The organism is Pseudomonas syringae pv. tagetis (genome assembly GCF_022557255.1).
Lineage (GTDB): Bacteria > Pseudomonadota > Gammaproteobacteria > Pseudomonadales > Pseudomonadaceae > Aquipseudomonas > Aquipseudomonas caricapapayae.
Genome location: NZ_CP092923.1, coordinates 343,406 through 361,102, shown reverse-complemented (window position 1 = coordinate 361,102; position 17,697 = coordinate 343,406). Strand labels below are relative to the sequence as shown.

13 protein-coding genes are annotated in these 17,697 nt (G+C 59.9%); 10 read left to right on the top strand and 3 right to left on the bottom strand.

Translation table 11 applies throughout. The annotated features are described in order from the left end of the window. Positions 1–105: 105 nt before the first annotated feature. Positions 106–2,544: a penicillin-binding protein 1A gene (locus MME58_RS01635; RefSeq protein WP_371913042.1), complete on the top strand. Its 2,439-nt coding sequence runs from the start codon at positions 106–108 to the stop codon at positions 2,542–2,544. Positions 2,545–2,662: 118 nt separating this feature from the next. Here MME58_RS01635 and MME58_RS01630 read toward each other — a convergent pair whose 3' ends face one another. The 3 genes from MME58_RS01630 to rpmE all read right to left on the bottom strand — a co-directional run bounded on the left by MME58_RS01630 (position 2,663) and on the right by rpmE (position 5,153). Beyond that, entirely contained in the window at positions 2,663–3,931 is a 1,269-nt protein-coding gene (locus MME58_RS01630) for a malic enzyme-like NAD(P)-binding protein (protein WP_054987978.1), read from the bottom strand. A 183-nt stretch (positions 3,932–4,114) separates the two neighbouring features. Continuing rightward, complete coding sequence (locus MME58_RS01625; RefSeq protein WP_054987977.1) at positions 4,115–4,918, bottom strand: thermonuclease family protein; 804 nt, start codon at positions 4,916–4,918, stop codon at positions 4,115–4,117. Positions 4,919–4,931: 13 nt separating this feature from the next. Beyond that, on the bottom strand, positions 4,932–5,153 hold the full coding sequence (gene rpmE, locus MME58_RS01620; protein WP_002551648.1) for a 50S ribosomal protein L31: 222 nt from the start codon (positions 5,151–5,153) through the stop codon (positions 4,932–4,934). Between the two features lie 171 nt (positions 5,154–5,324). Here rpmE and MME58_RS01615 point away from each other — a divergent pair, with 171 nt between their 5' ends. The 9 genes from MME58_RS01615 to phaC (MME58_RS01575) all read left to right on the top strand — a co-directional run bounded on the left by MME58_RS01615 (position 5,325) and on the right by phaC (MME58_RS01575) (position 17,660). Beyond that, a complete protein-coding gene (locus MME58_RS01615; RefSeq protein ID WP_054987976.1) occupies positions 5,325–7,544 on the top strand; it encodes a primosomal protein N' in 2,220 nt (739 codons plus the stop codon). Between the two features lie 97 nt (positions 7,545–7,641). Beyond that, positions 7,642–9,384, top strand: a complete 1,743-nt coding sequence (gene argS, locus MME58_RS01610; protein ID WP_055004895.1) for an arginine--tRNA ligase — start codon at positions 7,642–7,644, stop codon at positions 9,382–9,384. A gap of 1 nt (position 9,385) precedes the next feature. Continuing rightward, positions 9,386–10,081 carry an SPOR domain-containing protein gene (locus tag MME58_RS01605; RefSeq protein ID WP_002551645.1) on the top strand — a complete coding sequence of 232 codons (696 nt, stop codon included), beginning with the start codon at positions 9,386–9,388 and terminating at the stop codon, positions 10,079–10,081. A gap of 413 nt (positions 10,082–10,494) precedes the next feature. After that, positions 10,495–11,025 carry an ATP-dependent protease subunit HslV gene (gene hslV, locus MME58_RS01600; protein WP_003392345.1) on the top strand — a complete coding sequence of 177 codons (531 nt, stop codon included), beginning with the start codon at positions 10,495–10,497 and terminating at the stop codon, positions 11,023–11,025. Positions 11,026–11,091: 66 nt separating this feature from the next. Continuing rightward, the gene (hslU, locus tag MME58_RS01595; RefSeq protein ID WP_054987974.1) at positions 11,092–12,429 is read left to right on the top strand and encodes an ATP-dependent protease ATPase subunit HslU; all 1,338 of its coding nucleotides are present in this window, start codon (positions 11,092–11,094) and stop codon (positions 12,427–12,429) included. A 113-nt stretch (positions 12,430–12,542) separates the two neighbouring features. Then, complete coding sequence (locus MME58_RS01590) at positions 12,543–12,917, top strand: gamma-butyrobetaine hydroxylase family protein (RefSeq protein ID WP_162838970.1); 375 nt, start codon at positions 12,543–12,545, stop codon at positions 12,915–12,917. Positions 12,918–13,228: 311 nt separating this feature from the next. Continuing rightward, complete coding sequence (gene phaC / locus MME58_RS01585) at positions 13,229–14,908, top strand: class II poly(R)-hydroxyalkanoic acid synthase (RefSeq protein WP_055004896.1); 1,680 nt, start codon at positions 13,229–13,231, stop codon at positions 14,906–14,908. A 64-nt stretch (positions 14,909–14,972) separates the two neighbouring features. Continuing rightward, a complete protein-coding gene (gene phaZ, locus MME58_RS01580; RefSeq protein ID WP_055004897.1) occupies positions 14,973–15,830 on the top strand; it encodes a poly(3-hydroxyalkanoate) depolymerase in 858 nt (285 codons plus the stop codon). Between the two features lie 144 nt (positions 15,831–15,974). Continuing rightward, entirely contained in the window at positions 15,975–17,660 is a 1,686-nt protein-coding gene (phaC, locus tag MME58_RS01575; RefSeq protein ID WP_055004898.1) for a class II poly(R)-hydroxyalkanoic acid synthase, read from the top strand. Positions 17,661–17,697: the final 37 nt, after the last annotated feature.

Genomic DNA, 17,697 nt, shown 5'->3' with positions numbered 1-17,697 from the left:
CTTATAATGCCCAGCGTTTTTTTCGTTTAACAAAGCTTCAAGGCGTGTTCATTTGTAAATGCCTGCGCTTAACCCATTATTTTTTCTGGAAATCCAAAAGCCTTGATACGCCTGCTGAAGTTTTTCTGGTGGTCCCTCGTCGCGGTATTCTGCTCGCTGTTGCTTGGCCTGAGCGGCGCGTTTCTTTACCTGAGCCCGACCTTGCCATCGGTTGAAGCGCTGCGAAGCATTCAACTGCAAATCCCCCTTCGCGTATTCAGCAGCGACGGCAAGCTGATTGCTGAGTTCGGCGAAATGCGCCGGACACCCATTCGCTTCGCGGAAATCCCGCCCAATTTCATCAACGCCCTGCTATCGGCCGAGGACGACAACTTCGCCAACCACTACGGCGTCGATCCGAGTAGCCTGATGCGCGCCGCTACGCAACTGGTAAAGAGCGGCCATATTCAGTCAGGCGGCAGTACCATCACCATGCAGGTTGCGAAAAACTTTTTCCTGACCAGCGAAAGAAGCTTTTCGCGCAAAACCACCGAGATTCTTCTGGCCTTGCAAATCGAGCGCCAACTTACCAAGGACGAGATTCTCGAGCTGTATGTAAACAAGATTTATCTGGGTAACCGCGCCTACGGAATCGAAGCGGCGGCGCAAGTCTACTATGGCAAATCGATTCGCGATGTAAGCCTTGCGCAAATGGCCATGATTGCCGGTCTGCCAAAGGCACCGTCCCGCTTCAACCCGCTGGCCAACCCGACCCGTGCCAAGGAGCGCCGCGACTGGATCCTCGGCCGCATGTACCGCCTGGGCAAGATCGACCAGAGCGCTTACCAGGCCGCCTTGAACGAACCGCTCAATGCCAGTTATCACGTACCGACGCCGGAAGTGAACGCGCCGTACATTGCTGAAATGGCACGTGCGGAAATGGTCGGCCGTTATGGCAGCGAGGCCTACACAGAAGGCTTCCGCGTCACGACCACCGTGCCGAGCGACCTCCAGGAGCACGCCAACAAGTCCATCCAGCAGGGCCTGATCGATTACGACCAGCGCCACGGCTATCGTGGCCCGGAAAGCCGCTTCCCGGGCATGACCCGCGCCAACTGGACACAAGAGCTGACCAGACAGCGCATGATCAACGGCCTTGAGCCCGGCATCGTGACTCAGGTCGACAAGACCGGCTTGCGCGTTCTGACCCGCAACGGCGAGAAAGAAGAAACCGTCGACTGGTCCACCATGAAATGGGCGCGGCCTTATCTGAATACCAATAGCCTGGGCGCCAATCCTAAGCAACCCGGTGATGTTGCACATGTCGGCGATCTGGTTCGCCTGTTGCGCCAGGACGACGGCTCGCTGAAATTCAGTCAAATTCCCGTCGCGCAGAGTGCACTGGTTTCGCTTGACCCGCAAAATGGTGCCATTCGCGCACTGGTCGGCGGCTTCGCTTTCGAGCAAAGCAACTACAACCGGGCCATGCAGGCGAAACGTCAACCGGGTTCCAGCTTCAAGCCATTCATTTACAGCGCTGCCCTTGATAACGGCTATACCGCTTCCAGTCTGGTAAACGATGCACCTATCGTGTTCGTCGACGAGTACCTGGACAAGGTATGGCGTCCGAAAAATGACACCAATACCTTCCTGGGGCCGATCCGCCTGCGCGAAGCGCTGTACAAGTCACGCAACCTGGTGTCTATCCGCCTGCTGCAGGCACTTGGCATCGACACCACCATCGACTACATCACCCGCTTCGGCTTCTCCAAACAGGACCTGCCACGCAATCTGTCGCTGGCTCTGGGCACTGCAACGCTGACCCCGATGGAGATTGCCACCGGCTGGGCGACCTTTGCCAATGGCGGTTACAAGGTCAGTCCCTATCTGATCCAGACCATCGAGAACCGTGACGGCCAGACCCTGTTTGTCGCGAACCCGCCAAGCGTTCCGGCCAACGACGTCAACACGGCACCCAATACGTCGACCTTTGCCGTGCACGACAGCCCGAGCGTGGTCGCAGGCCCACCGGGAACACCGGCCCAGCCGCAAGCGCCAGCCGTTGCAGAGCGCATTGTCGATGGCCGCACGACCTACATTCTGAACAGCATGCTGCAGGATGTGATCAAGCGCGGCACCGGACGCCGCGCACTGGCTATGAACAGGCCGGATATCGCCGGCAAGACCGGTACGACCAACGACTCCAAGGATGCGTGGTTCTCCGGCTATAACGCGGACTACGTGACAACGGTCTGGAGCGGTTTTGATCAGCCTGAAAGCCTTGGCCGTCATGAATTTGGCGGTACGGTGTCGCTGCCGATCTGGATGGATTACATGAGCGCTGCACTGAAAGACAAGCCACCTCATCAGCAGGCAGAACCGCCAGGCATTCTCAGCCTGCGCGTCGACCCTCTGAGCGGTCGTGCGGCCACCCCGAGCACGCCCAACGCGTTCTTCGAGCTGTTCAAAAGCGAAGACACACCGCCAAGCGTCAACGAACTGGGCGGCAGCGCACCAGGCAGCCCGCTGCCAGCAGACGAATCAGCGCCGATCGACTTGTTCTGATAGCACTGCGCAGGCATGTGACGCTGAGCGTCACATGGAGAGTGAGGAACGATAATCTCAACTCCAGACATAAAAAAAACCCCTGCATCGCTGCAGGGGTTTTTTATTGCATCAAGGATCAGCCCTTGAACACGTCATCCACGCTGGTCAGCGGGTAGTGCTTCGGATACGGCAGGGTAGCAACGCCGCTTTCGATGGCGGCCTTGGCTACTGCGTCGGCGATCAGGCCCAGCAGGCGGGTATCCATTGGTTTAGGGATGATGTACTCACGCCCGAATTCCAGCTTGATACCGCCGTAGGCATCGCTGACTTCCTGTGGCACAGGCAGCTTGGCCAGTTCGCGCAGGGCGTTGGCCGCGGCGATTTTCATTTCCTCGTTGATGCGCTTGGCGCGAACGTCCAGCGCACCGCGGAAGATGAACGGGAAGCCCAGAACGTTGTTGACCTGGTTCGGGTAGTCCGAACGGCCGGTGGCCATGATCACATCGCTGCGCGTGGCGTGAGCCAGTTCCGGGGAGATTTCCGGATCAGGGTTCGAGCAGGCGAACACGATCGGGTCCTTGGCCATCAGCTTGAGGTTTTCAGCGCTCAGCAGGTTAGGACCTGACAGGCCCACGAATACGTCAGCACCTTCCAGCGCATCGGTCAGCGAGCGCTTCTCTGTAGCGTGCGCAAATACAGCCTTGTACTGGTTGAGGTCAGTACGGCCGGAGTGAATGACGCCAGTACGGTCGACCATGAAGATGTTTTCGATCTTCGCGCCCATGCTCACCAGCAGCTTCATGCAGGAGATCGCTGCAGCGCCAGCGCCCAGGCAGACGATCTTCGCGGAATCGAGGGTTTTGCCGACGATTTCCAGCGCGTTGATCATACCGGCTGCGGTCACGATGGCGGTGCCGTGCTGGTCGTCGTGGAATACCGGGATATCGCACTGTTCGATCAGCGCCTTCTCGATTTCAAAGCACTCGGGTGCCTTGATGTCTTCCAGGTTGATGCCGCCGAACGTGATGGAGATGCGTTTTACGGTGTCGATGAACGCCTGCGGGCTTTCGGAATCGACTTCGATATCGAAAACGTCGATACCGGCGAAGCGCTTGAACAGAACCCCTTTACCTTCCATGACCGGCTTGGAAGCCAACGGACCCAGATCGCCGAGGCCGAGAATCGCGGTGCCATCGGAAATAACTGCTACCAGGTTGCCTTTGCCGGTGTACGTGTAGGCCAGCTCGGGGTCACGGGCAATTTCACGCACGGGTTCAGCAACGCCGGGGCTGTAGGCCAGAGCCAGGTCACGAGCGGTTGCGGTCGGCTTGGTGAGTTCGACGCTCAGCTTCCCCGGACGAGGACTGGCATGGTATTCGAGCGCGGCAGTTTTCAAATCTGACATGTATTGGATTCCGCTTTTTTTACTGTGGGACAGACGGACCGCCGAGGATACGCAAGATGCATAGTCCTAACAAGACTGACCAGTCACTGCTGTCAATAGGCACAGGATTAGACTTTACGCTTAGATGCCTGAAACGTGAACATGCAGTCACTCACCGTCAGACAACTGGCCGGAAGGCAGTTTTCAGCGGCCTGACGCGCTGAGCATCGCGGGATGAGTCAAGGGCAGCAGCCAGCGTGACTGGCCTGCTTTCAGACCACCACGCCGGGAACGATCGACCACCCAGCCGCGCGCTTCAACCTGCCGCCCCTTGAGACGCTCCAGCATCGCCGTGTCGAAGGCGGATAACCGGTCAGGCGCGACACGCAGGACCAGCGAGCCTTGCAGCTCGATCCAGATACCGCCGCGATTGCGCTGCACGCTCCTGACCTGACCGGACACAATCGCAAAGCCGCTTTTGCTCAGGCTGGCGGAAGGCTGCACCGGTGAATCGCGCCACACCCCCAGCCGTGCCTGGCGTGCCTGACGCTCGGCACCTTGCTGGCAATCGACCAGAGCAACATTGGGCGCAACGGCCACCAGATAACCCAGCCCCTCGCTTAGCAACTGCGCTTCGAAGTTGGTGCCTTTGCCGCCATAGACGTTGGCCAGCGTGCGCCCGTAGTGATCCTTGCTCTGCTGACCGACACGCAGGCTGACCTGACCGCCGCTTTCATCAACCAGCGCCTGCAGGCGTCTTTTGGCAGCCTCGGCAAACGGCTCGGCAGACTGGCCTTTCTTGCCGGTTTCAGGCGTGTTAAGCCCGATCATCCGCACACTGCGGCCATCAGCCAGCTTCAGTGTGTCGCCATCGACCACACGCTGCACCTGTGCAACCGGCAAAGAAACAGGCGACGGGCAGAAGGCCTGTACGCCGGATACCCAAATCGCAGGCATAAAAAAGACGCCCACAAGGAGCGCCTTTTCAAGCAGCCTGGAAATGCCCATGGGGCAGCCAGTCTTACTTCGCTTTGGTAGCGCCGAACGCACCGAAACGGGATTTGAACTTGTCGACACGGCCGCCAACGTCAAGCGTCTTCTGCTTGCCGGTGTAGAACGGGTGGCACTCGTTGCACACGTCCAGGCTCAGCGGAGCGGCCAGGGTGGAACGGGTCTTGATGACATTGCCGCAGCTGCAGGTAGCGTCAATGGCTTCGTAAACTGGATGGATATCAGCTTTCATCGGTACTTCCTCGGTCTAACGCGCCGCCATCCAACACTATTGTTGAATACCGCACGGAAATAGGCTGCGGATAGTACCAGACAATTGCAACGACGCAAGCAAACCTTCACACCGGTCGTCTGCTAAGATCGCGCCTCCGTCATCACTCTCACCATCACAGGGAAACACCGCGTGCCCGACGCCATCCTGCGCCTTGCCCTGCCCTCGCCGCTTCGCCGCCTGTTCGACTATCGCGCGCCTGCAGGTGTGTCGCGCAGTGCGTTGCAGCCGGGCATGCGCCTGCGGGTGCCGTTCGGTCGACGGGAGATGATCGGAATCCTGGTGGAGGTGGTCGATCACAGCGAAGTGCCTGCCGACAAGCTCAAACCGGCTATCGCTCTGCTCGACAGCGAAGCGCCGTTGCCACCTGCGTTGTTCAGGCTGTGCCTGTGGACATCGCAGTATTACCAGCACAGCCTGGGCGACACGTTGAGCTGGGCCTTGCCCGTGCTGCTGCGTCAAGGTGAACTGGCCGAAAGCCGCCAGGAGCGCTTCTGGCACGTGGCACCGGGTGCCAGTGCCGATGATCCGCGCATCGCCCGCGCGCCCAGACAGCGTGAGGCGCTGATTACCCTCGCCCAGCACCCGCACGGCGTGGCGCATCAACTGCTCAGCAAACTGATGCTGAACAAGGACAGCCTCAATCTGCTGCTGGCCAAGGAACTGGTCTACGTCGAGGTGCGCAGTCATGCGCCCAGTGCACGTCACGAACACTGGCTGGCCCAGCCCGAACTGCCGCTCAACACCGAGCAACGCGCCGCTTACGAAGCGATCCGTGCCGGCTTCGACAGTTTTCATGCGTTCCTGCTGGCAGGCGTTACCGGCAGTGGCAAGACCGAAGTCTATCTGCAACTGATTCGCGAGACCCTTGAGGCAGGCAAGCAGGCGCTGGTACTGATTCCGGAAATCAACCTGGGGCCGCAGACCCTGGCGCGCTTCGAGCAACGTTTCAATGCGCGCATTGCACTCGTGCACTCGGCCGTCAACGACCGTGAGCGACTCGACGCCTGGCTGGCGGCGCGCGATGGCGAGGCCGACATCATCATCGGCACGCGCTCGGCGCTGTTCACCCCGATGAAAAACCCTGGCCTGATCATCATCGACGAAGAACACGACGGTTCCTATAAACAGCAGGAAGGGCTGCGCTATCACGCTCGCGATCTGGCACTGGTGCGGGCGCGTCAGGAAAACATCCCGATCGTCCTCGGCTCCGCCACGCCCTCCCTGGAAAGCCTGCACAACGCGTACACCGGGCGCTACGGCCTGCTGCGTCTGAACCAGCGAGCGGGCGGTGCGCAGCAACCACGGTTCATGCGCCTGGACGTCAAGAGCAGGCCGCTGGACAGCGGCATTTCCGGGCCGATGCAACAGGCCATTGGCCAGACCCTCGCGGCAGGCCAGCAGGTATTGGTGTTCCTCAACCGTCGTGGCTTTGCGCCGACATTGCTGTGCCATGACTGCGGCTGGATGTCCGGCTGTCAACGCTGCGATGCGCGCATGACCGTCCACCAGCGCTCGGGCGAGCTGCGCTGCCATCACTGCGGTTACGTCGAGCGCGTGCCGCGCCAGTGCCCATCGTGCGGCAAGGTGGACTTGCGACCGGTAGGCGCGGGCACCGAGCGCGCCGAAGAGCGGCTGGCAATACTGTTTCCCGACTATCCCGTTCTGCGCGTCGACCGCGACAGCACGTCGCGCAAGGACGCCATGAATCAGTTGTTCGCGACCATTCAGCGCGGCCAGCCGTGCATTCTGGTTGGCACGCAAATGCTCGCCAAGGGTCATCACTTCCCCCGCGTGACGCTGGTGTCGATCCTGGATGCCGATGGCGGACTGTTTTCCGGAGATTTCCGCGCAAGCGAGCGCATGGCGCAGTTGATCGTGCAGGTTGCAGGCCGGGCCGGACGCGCGGAAGAACCGGGCAAGGTGATCATCCAGACCCATCTGGCCGATCACCCGCTATTGATTCAACTGACCGAGCAGGGTTACTTCGCGTTTGCCGAACAGGCCTTGAGCGAACGCCGCTCGGCGGGCCTGCCTCCCTTTTCGCACCTTGCCCTGCTGCGTGCCGAAGCCCACAAACCCGGACAGGCCGAAGCGTTTCTCGATCAGGCCTGCAGCGACGCCGAACAACGGGTTGCGCAGTTGGGCCTGGGCGGTATCGAGCTGCTGGGGCCGGTTCCCGCCCCCATGGAGCGCCGTGCCGGGCGTTACCGGGCGCAACTGCTGATACAGTCCAGTGCACGCGCGCCACTGCACAAATTGCTTGCCACCTGGCTGCTTGCGCTGGAGCAAATGCCCAGCGGGCGACAGGTCAGATGGTCACTGGATGTGGACCCGGTAGATCTTTATTAAGTCACGCCGTTGGCAAGCAGGCTTGAGCAACGGATAATGCGGAGTTTTTCCACCCGCGCATCGAAGCGCCACCGCGCTTGCGGTCGAAGAGAGCCTCATGAAAGACACGATTCGCCAGCTGATTCAACAAGCCCTGACCCGTCTCGTCACCGAGGGCGTCTTGCCAGAAGGGCTGACGCCGGCGATCCAGGTCGAAAACGCCCGCGACAAGACGCACGGCGACTTCGCCAGCAATATCGCGATGATGCTCGCCAAGCCTGCCGGGATGAAGCCGCGCGACCTGGCTGAAAAGCTGATTGCCGCGCTGCCTGCCGACGAGCAGGTCAGCAAGGTCGAAATTGCCGGCCCGGGCTTCCTTAACTTCTTCCAGAACACTGCCGCACTGGCCGCGCGCCTCGATACTGCGCTGGCCGACGCGCACCTTTCGGTGCGCAAGGCCGGCGCTGCTCAGCGCGTAGTGGTCGACCTGTCGGCACCGAACCTGGCCAAGGAAATGCACGTTGGCCACTTGCGCTCGACCATTATCGGTGACGGCGTGGCGAACGTTCTGACGTTCCTCGGCGACACGGTCATTCGTCAGAACCACGTGGGCGACTGGGGCACCCAGTTCGGCATGCTGCTGGCCTACCTGCAGGAAAAACCCGCGACCAGCGACGAGTTGTCCGACCTGGAAGACTTCTACCGCGCCGCCAAGCAACGCTTCGACGAGTCCGAAGCGTTCGCCGAGCGCGCGCGTGGGCTGGTGGTCAAGTTGCAGGCCGGCGATGCCGAGTGCCTGGCCCTGTGGACGCGCTTCAAGGACATTTCGCTGTCGCACTGCCAGGAAACCTACGAGCGTCTCAACGTCAAGCTGACCCCGGCAGACGTGATGGGCGAAAGTGCCTACAACGATGATCTGGCCAATGTCGTCAACGACCTGAAAGCCAGTGGCCTGCTGGTCGAGAGCAATGGCGCGCAGTGCGTGTTCCTCGAAGAATTCCGCACCGCCGATGACACGCCCCTGCCGGTGATCGTGCAGAAGGCCGGTGGCGGTTATCTGTATGCCACGACCGATCTGGCGGCCATCCGCTACCGCAGCAAGGTGCTCAAGGCCGACCGCGTACTGTATTTCGTCGATCAGCGTCAGGCCCTGCACTTCCAGCAGGTATTCGAAGTGGCGCGCCGCGCCGGTTTCGTCCATGACGGCATGCAGCTCGAACACATGGGCTTCGGCACCATGAACGGGGCCGACGGTCGCCCCTTCAAGACCCGCGATGGCGGCACGGTCAAGCTCATCGACCTGCTCGATGAAGCCGAAGAGCGCGCCTACGCGCTGGTCAAGGAAAAGAACCCGGAAGTCGCCGAGGCAGAATTGCGCAGCATTGCCAGGGCAGTGGGCATCAGCGCAGTAAAATATGCCGACCTGTCCAAGCACCGCGCCAGTGATTACAGCTTCAACTTCGATCAGATGCTGAGCTTCGAGGGCAATACCGCGCCTTATCTGCTGTACGCCTATACCCGTGTGGCCGGTGTGTTCCGCAAGCTGGGCACGCCGTTCGATGCCGGCAAAGGGCAGATTGTCCTGGCCGCGCCGCAGGAGCAGGAGCAGGAATTGGCTGCACGTCTTGCGCAGTTCACTGAAACATTGAATAACGTCGCAGAAAAAGGCACACCGCACGTACTTTGTGCTTACCTGTATGACCTTGCGGGTCTGTTTTCGAGCTTTTATGAAAACTGCCCGATCCTTGGTGCGGAAAACTCCGATCAGCAACAGAGCCGTCTGCGTCTGGCTGCTCTGACCGGCCGTACCCTCAAGCAAGGCCTGCACCTGTTGGGTCTGGAAACTCTGGAGCGTATGTAAGTTGGCAGTTGCGAAGAAGAAACCGGCACCCAAGCGGGGCGCCAGCCGTTATCAGGCACCCGCGAAGAAGCCGATTCCAGGATGGTTGTGGCTGGCGATTGGCTTGACCGTGGGCGCATTCGTGGTCTTTCTGATGAAACTCGAACCGGGCGGCGAAGACGTCAAGCGGGTCAAGGCAGACGCCAAGGCCGCGAAAATCGCCGAAGCGAACAAAACTCCGCCCAGCCCGACGGCTCCGGTTAAACCCAAGTACGACTTCTATACGCTGCTCCCGGAATCGGAAGTGATCGTGCCGAACGAAGCCGTGCCGGAAAAAACGCCACCTCCCGTGGCACCGACTGCGCCGGTCTCGCCCGAACAGGCAGCCAAGATCGATACGGCACGTGCCCAGGCAGCCCTCAGCGGTCTGACGCCACCACCGGCACCACCGGTCGCCACGACCAAGCCGGCAGCGGTCACGACGTTTTTCCTGCAGGCGGGCTCGTTCCGCAAACAGGCTGACGCCGAAAAAGTCCGCGCGCAGATCATCCTGCTGGGCCAGACATCCACCGTCGAATCAGGCACTGTCAAGGATGAAACCTGGTATCGCGTACTGGTCGGCCCGTTCAGCAACCGCGAACAACTGACCACTGCCCAGAAACAACTGGCAAGCGGCGGATTCAGTAACCTGTTGTTGCAACAGCGCCAGAGCCGATAGTCAAAGTACCTCTGTTTCCGTGCTCATCGCGATGTTTCGATGAGTGCGGAAACAGAGGCTTCTGCCCGAAGGGCGTAGGAGCGGACTTGTCCGCGATCTGCCGGGAACCGGCAGCAAAACCAGCCGCATCGGTGTATCAGACCCAGCCGAGGCAGCCTGTTTGGGGGTCGCTTCGCAGCCCATCGCGGACAAGTCCGCTCCTTGCCCGTTGGGCAGAATCAAAACGGCCTTCTGTCCGCTACAAAAAACCGGGAGATCGCGGACAAACGAAGCGTCGCGCGGTCCGCTTAAAGGTTGGGACAAGAATCATACGGTCATTCCCCCCGATTCATCCCCAAGGTTGAAATACTCACCCACACCCCCATATGAGTTTGCATCAGGGCATTTTCGCCCCGCAGTGTGGAGACTCTCCCTTGACCACCATCGTTTCAGTGCGCCGCCACGGTAAAGTCGTCATGGCTGGCGACGGCCAGGTTTCTCTGGGCAACACCGTCATGAAAGGCAACGCCAAGAAGGTGCGCCGTCTTTATCACGGCGAAGTGATCGCCGGGTTCGCTGGCGCGACCGCCGATGCATTCACGCTGTTCGAACGCTTTGAGGCCCAGTTGGAAAAACACCAGGGGCATCTGGTTCGTGCAGCGGTCGAACTGGCCAAGGACTGGCGTACCGATCGCTCGCTGAGCCGTCTCGAGGCCATGCTGGCAGTCGCCAACAAGGATGCTTCGCTGATCATCACCGGCAACGGCGATGTCGTAGAGCCCGAGGATGGCCTGATCGCCATGGGCTCCGGCGGCGCATTTGCTCAGGCCGCCGCGCGCGCCCTGCTGCTCAAGACCGACTTGTCGGCACGTGAAATCGCCGAGACTTCCCTGCATATAGCCGGCGACATTTGCGTGTTCACCAACCACAACATCACTATTGAGGAGCAGGACCTCGCCGGTTAAGCCCCTGCCGGGCCGCACCGTTTGTGGCCCCGTCGGCTTTACCGTACTTGAGGACCGTGAATAACCATGTCCATGACTCCCCGCGAAATCGTCCATGAACTCAATCGCCATATCATCGGCCAGGACGATGCCAAGCGCGCCGTTGCCATTGCCCTGCGCAATCGCTGGCGCCGTATGCAACTGCCTGAAGAGCTGCGCGTAGAAGTAACACCCAAGAACATCCTGATGATCGGCCCGACCGGTGTCGGCAAGACTGAAATTGCCCGCCGCCTGGCCAAGCTCGCCAACGCACCGTTCATCAAGGTAGAAGCGACCAAATTCACTGAGGTGGGTTATGTCGGCCGCGATGTCGAGTCGATCATTCGCGATCTGGCTGATGCGGCAATCAAGCTTCTGCGCGAACAGGAGATCATCAAGGTCCGCCACCGCGCTGAAGACGCAGCCGAAGACCGTATCCTCGACGCCCTGCTGCCGCCTGCCCGCGTCGGCTTCAACGAAGACCCGGCGCAGAGCAGCGATTCCAACACGCGTCAGCTGTTCCGCAAGCGTCTGCGCGAAGGCCAGCTGGACGACAAGGAAATCGAGATCGAGATCAACGAAGCTGTAGGTGTCGATATCTCCGCGCCGCCTGGCATGGAAGAAATGACCAATCAGCTTCAGAGCCTGTTCGCCAACATGGGCAAAGGCAAGACCAAGAGCCGCAAACTCAAAGTCAAGGACGCGCTCAAGCTGGTACGTGAAGAAGAAGCGGGCCGTCTGGTCAACGACGAAGAATTGAAGGCCAGGGCTCTTGAAGCGGTCGAGCAACACGGTATCGTGTTCATCGACGAGATCGACAAGGTTGCCAAGCGCGGTAATTCGGGCGGTGTCGATGTATCCCGCGAAGGCGTACAGCGCGATCTGCTGCCGCTGATCGAAGGCTGCACCGTGAACACCAAGCTGGGCATGGTCAAGACTGATCACATTCTGTTCATCGCGTCAGGCGCGTTTCATTTGAGCAAACCGAGTGATCTGGTCCCTGAGTTGCAAGGCCGCCTGCCGATTCGCGTTGAGCTTAAGGCGCTGTCGCCGCAGGATTTCGAACGCATCCTCAGCGAGCCACACGCGTCGCTGACCGAACAGTACCGTGAACTGCTCAAGACCGAAGGCCTGAAGATCGAGTTCAAGCCTGAAGGCATCAAACGTCTGGCCGAGATTGCCTGGCAGGTCAACGAGAAGACCGAGAACATCGGTGCCCGTCGTCTGCACACGCTGCTTGAACGCCTGCTTGAGGAAGTTTCTTTCAGCGCCGGTGACATGGCCATCAGCCCTGACGCAGCGCCGATTGAAATCGATGCAGAATACGTCAACAGCCACTTGGGCGACCTGGCTGAAAACGAAGACCTGTCGCGGTATATTCTTTAAGCACGAGCTGCAAGCGGTCAGGTTAGCTGCAAGCTGCAAGAGGTCGTTCACTCCTGCAGCTTGTCGCTCCTGCTTGCAGCTTAAACTTGAAGCTGCTCTTTTTGAGGCTGCCTTTGATGCTCCCCACCGCCATCCAGCTGCACAAAGCCTCCAAGACCCTGACACTCAAATACGCGCCAAATGAGGAATACCATCTGCCCGCCGAATTTCTGCGGGTACACTCCCCTTCTGCCGAGGTTCAGGGTCACGGCAAGCCCATCCTGCAATTCGGCAAGCTGGGCGTCGGCCTGACCAAGGTCGAGCCGGCCGGGCAATATGCACTGAAACTGACCTTCGACGACGGACACGACTCAGGACTGTTCACCTGGGATTACCTGTACGAACTGGCAAAGCGCCAGGAGTCTCTGTGGGAGGACTATCTGCAAGAGTTGAAAAAGGCAGGCAAATCCCGCGACCCTTCCGAACAAGTCATCAAGCTGATGCTGTGATTCTTCCAGCCGCGCGCCGCTCTGCAACATCCCTCGCCCAACCTCACCACTCGCCGTTTTAGGACGCGCTTTCTAATAGATTTTGTTTCAATGTTCCGCGCAGCGGCCAATGAATGGCTGACGCTGCTTGCGATTTTTTTAAATCTCGGGTAACCAATGATTCTGGCAGATTCCATGCATCAACATCGGTGCGGAAAAACAGCCGGCAAGGCATATGAGTTACACGAGCAGTAGTACTGGCTGACCGCCTGTGTCACTGGTTCACAGGCAAGGAATGTCGGTGTTCGTCTCAAGACAATGGAGCGTCGTAGATGAGTAACGCGAAAGACGATGACCTGCAGCGCCAGGCTTCCGAGCACACCCTGGGCCTAAATCCGGTCGTTGGCCTGCGACGCAAGGACTTGCTGAGCACTGCGCGCATGGTTTTGCGCCAGGCTTTCAAGCAGCCGATCCACAGCATCAAGCACGTCGCGCACCTGAGCGTCGAACTCAGAAACGTGATATTCGGCAAATCTGCCTTGCAACCCACGCCGGAAGACCGTCGCTTCGCCGATCCGGCCTGGAGCCAGAACCCGCTGTATCGCCGCTATTTGCAGACTTACCTGGCTTGGCGCAAGGAACTGCATGACTGGATCGGTGGCAGTGACCTCACCCCGCAAGACATCAGTCGTGCGCACTTTGTGATCAACCTCATGACCGAGGCCATGTCACCGACCAACTCTGCCGCAAACCCGGTAGCCGTGAAGCGTTTCTTCGAAACCGGTGGCAAAAGCCTGCTTGATGGCCTGTCGCATCTGGCCAAGGACCTGGTGAACAACGGCGGGATGCCGAGCCAGGTCAACATGGACGCATTCGAGGTCGGCAAGAACCTGGGCACCACCGAAGGCGCTGTGGTGTTTCGCAACGATGTACTGGAGCTGATCCAGTACACGCCGATCACAGAGCAGGTTCATGAGCGACCGCTGTTGGTGATCCCGCCGCAGATCAACAAGTTCTATGTCTTCGACCTGAGCCCGGAAAAAAGCCTGGCGCGGTTCTGCCTGCGCAGCAATGTGCAGACCTTCATCATCAGCTGGCGCAACCCGACCAAGGCTCAGCGCGAATGGGGGTTGTCGACCTACATCGAGGCGCTCAAGGAAGCGGTCGATGTGGTGCTGGCGATTACCGGCAGCAAGGACATCAACATGCTGGGGGCCTGCTCCGGCGGCATCACCTGCACGGCACTGCTGGGTCACTACGCTGCCTTGGGTGAGAAGAAAGTCAACGCCATGACATTGCTGGTCAGCGTGCTCGACACCACGCTGGACACCGAAGTCGCGCTGTTCGTCGACGAGCAGACCCTGGAAAGCGCCAAACGCCATTCCTATCAGGCAGGCGTACTGGAAGGTCGTGACATGGCCAAGGTGTTTGCCTGGATGCGCCCCAATGACCTGATCTGGAATTACTGGGTCAACAATTACCTGCTGGGCAACGAGCCGCCGGTCTTCGACATTCTGTTCTGGAACAACGACACCACACGCCTGCCCGCCGCCTTCCACGGCGATCTGATCGAGATGTTCAAGAACAACCCGCTGACCCGCGCCAATGCGCTGGAAGTCTGCGGCACACCGATCGACCTCAAGCAGGTAACGGCCGATGTGTTCTGCCTGGCGGGCACCAACGACCACATCACGCCGTGGGGCTCCTGCTACAAATCGGCACGCCTGTTTGGCGGCAAGACCGAGTTTGTACTGTCCAGCAGCGGCCATATCCAGAGCATTCTCAACCCGCCGGGCAACCCCAAATCGCGTTACATGACTCACGACGAGCTGCCTGCAACGCCCGCCGAGTGGCAGGAAAACGCTACCAAGCACACCGATTCCTGGTGGCTGCACTGGCAAGAGTGGCTGACCACGCGCTCGGGCAAGTTGAAAAAAGCACACGCCGGACTTGGCAATAAAGCTTATCCGGCAGCCGAGGCAGCGCCCGGAACCTACGTTCACGAACGTTAGACCCGGTCAGTCTTGAGAAAACCCGGGCTGCGTTCCCGGCGGTTCAATCAACAGGGCTTCGCGCATGCCGCAACCGTTTGTTTTTCGCTCCATAGACCTGAACGGTCACACCATCCGTACCGCCGTGCGCCCGGGCAAAAGCCATCTGACACCGTTGCTGATCTTCAATGGCATCGGCGCCAATCTGGAACTGGTGTTTCCGTTTGTCGAAGCGCTGGACCCGGACCTTGAAGTCATCGCCTTCGATGTACCGGGCGTTGGCGGCTCGTCGACACCCAACCGCCCCTACCGTTTTCCGGGGCTGGCCAAACTTGCAGCGCGCATGCTCGATTACCTCAACTACGGGCAGGTCAATGCAATTGGCGTTTCCTGGGGGGGCGCCCTGGCTCAGCAGTTCGCCCACGACTACCCGGAGCGCTGCAAGAAACTGGTGCTGGCGGCTACGTCGGCAGGCATGGCGATGGTGCCGGGCAAGCCTCGGGTACTGTGGTTGATGGCCAGTCCGCGGCGCTATATTCAACCGTCGCACGTGATCCGTATTGCGCCGGAGATCTACGGCGGCGCTTTTCGACGCGACCCCAATCTGGCGGCCAATCATGCTGCCAAGGTGCGTTCGTCCGGCAAACTGGGCTATTACTGGCAATTGTTCGCCGGCATGGGCTGGACCAGCATTCACTGGCTGCACAAGGTTCACCAGCCGACCCTGGTGCTCGCCGGCGACGACGACCCGCTGATCCCGCTGGTGAATATGCGCCTGCTGGCCTGGCGGATACCCAATGCCCAGCTACACATAATCGATGACGGACATTTGTTCCTGATCACCCGTGCCGAAGCCGTTGCGCCGATCATCATGGGTTTTCTGCAGCAGGAACGGCAGCGTGCGGTCATGCATCCGCAGCCCACGCCTCCCAAGGCACGCTGAGAACACCGCAAGCTCCGCGCCCAGGGAATAACTGTTTCACCATTGCGCATCACCAGGAGTATTGACCGCGCAGAGCGACGCAAGCCCATCGCAAAGAAGGCTCGCGTCACCCCATGAGTTGCCCGACGAAGGAGTGTTGCCCTCATGCAAGAAAAACCGGCGAAGGTTGCCACAGCCGCACCTGCAAGCTTTATCAATGCGCAGAGCGCGATTACCGGGCTGCGCGGTCGAGACTTGCTTTCCACCTTGCGCAACGTCGCAGCCCAGGGTCTGCGGCACCCGATTCGCAGCGCTCGCCACGCCCTGACATTGGGCAGTCAGTTGGGGCGAGTGGTGCTGCTGGGCGAAACACTCTACCCGCATAATCCCAAAGACGCCCGCTTCGCGGACCCGACCTGGCGTCTCAATCCGTTTTATCGCCGGGGCCTGCAGGTCTATCTCGGTTGTCAGCATCAAGTCAGGCAGTGGATCGATGATAGCGATCTGTCCACAGAGGACCGGGCACGGGCGCACTTTCTCTTCACGCTGATCAACGATGCGCTGGCACCGTCCAATACCCTGTTCAATCCACAGGCCGTCAAAGAGCTGTTCAACTCGGGCGGCACCAGCCTGATCAAAGGCCTGAGCCACATGGCCGATGACTTGCTGCACAACAACGGGCTGCCCAGCCAGACCACTAAAGACGCGTTCGAAGTAGGCCGTAGCGTGGCGACCACTGCGGGTGCAGTGGTGTTTCGCAATGACATGTTCGAGCTGATCCAGTATCGGCCAATGAGCGAAAAGCAGTTCAGCCGCCCCGTCCTGATCGTGCCGCCGCAGATCAACAAGTTCTACATCTTCGATCTCAGCCCGGCCAACAGCTTTGTTCAATATGCACTCAAGAACGGCCTGCAGACCTTCGTCATCAGTTGGCGCAACCCGGATGTGCGTCACCGGGAGTGGGGGCTGTCCAGTTATGTCGAGGCGACCGAACACGCCATGAATGTCTGCCGGGCGATCACCGCTGCCCGTGAGGTCAATCTGGTGGGCGCTTGCGCGGGGGGGCTGACCATTGCTGCGTTGCTGGGTCACTTGCAGGCCAAGCGCCAGGCCCGCCGCGTGGCCAGTGCAACCTACATGGTCAGCCTGCTGGACAGTCAGATCGAAAGCCCCGCCACGTTGTTTATCGACGAGGAAACGCTTGAAGCGGCAAAGCGGCGCTCCTATCAACGAGGCGTGCTGGAAGGCAGCGAGATGAACCGGGTATTTTCCTGGATGCGCCCCAACGACCTGATCTGGACTTACTGGATCAACAATTATCTGCTGGGCAAATCACCGCCGCCATTCGACATTCTCTACTGGAACAACGACACCACGCGCCTTCCCGCGGCGTTGCATGGCGATCTGCTGGACTTTTTCAAGCACAACCCGCTCAGTCATCCGGGCGGGCTGGAGGTCTGCGGTACACCCATCGACCTGCAGAAAGTCACGGTGGACAGTTTCAGCATCGCCGGGATCAACGATCACATCACACCATGGGACGCGGTCTACCGCTCGACGCTGCTACTGGGCGGTGAGCGCCGCTTCGTTCTGTCCAACAGCGGCCATGTGCAGAGCATTCTCAACCCGCCGGGCAACCCGAAGGCCAATTATGTCGAGAACAGCACACTCAGCAGCGATCCACGCGCCTGGTATTACGACGCGCAGCACCATGAAGGCAGTTGGTGGCCAAACTGGCTGAAGTGGATTCAGGAGCATTCCGGTGCCGAGCACGAAACCAGGATAGAGCTGGGCAACGCCAGCTACCCGCCGATGGAAGCGGCACCCGGGACCTATGTGCATGTGCGCTGAAGCGCTGGATTACGCCCTGCACGATCGGGCAATGCTG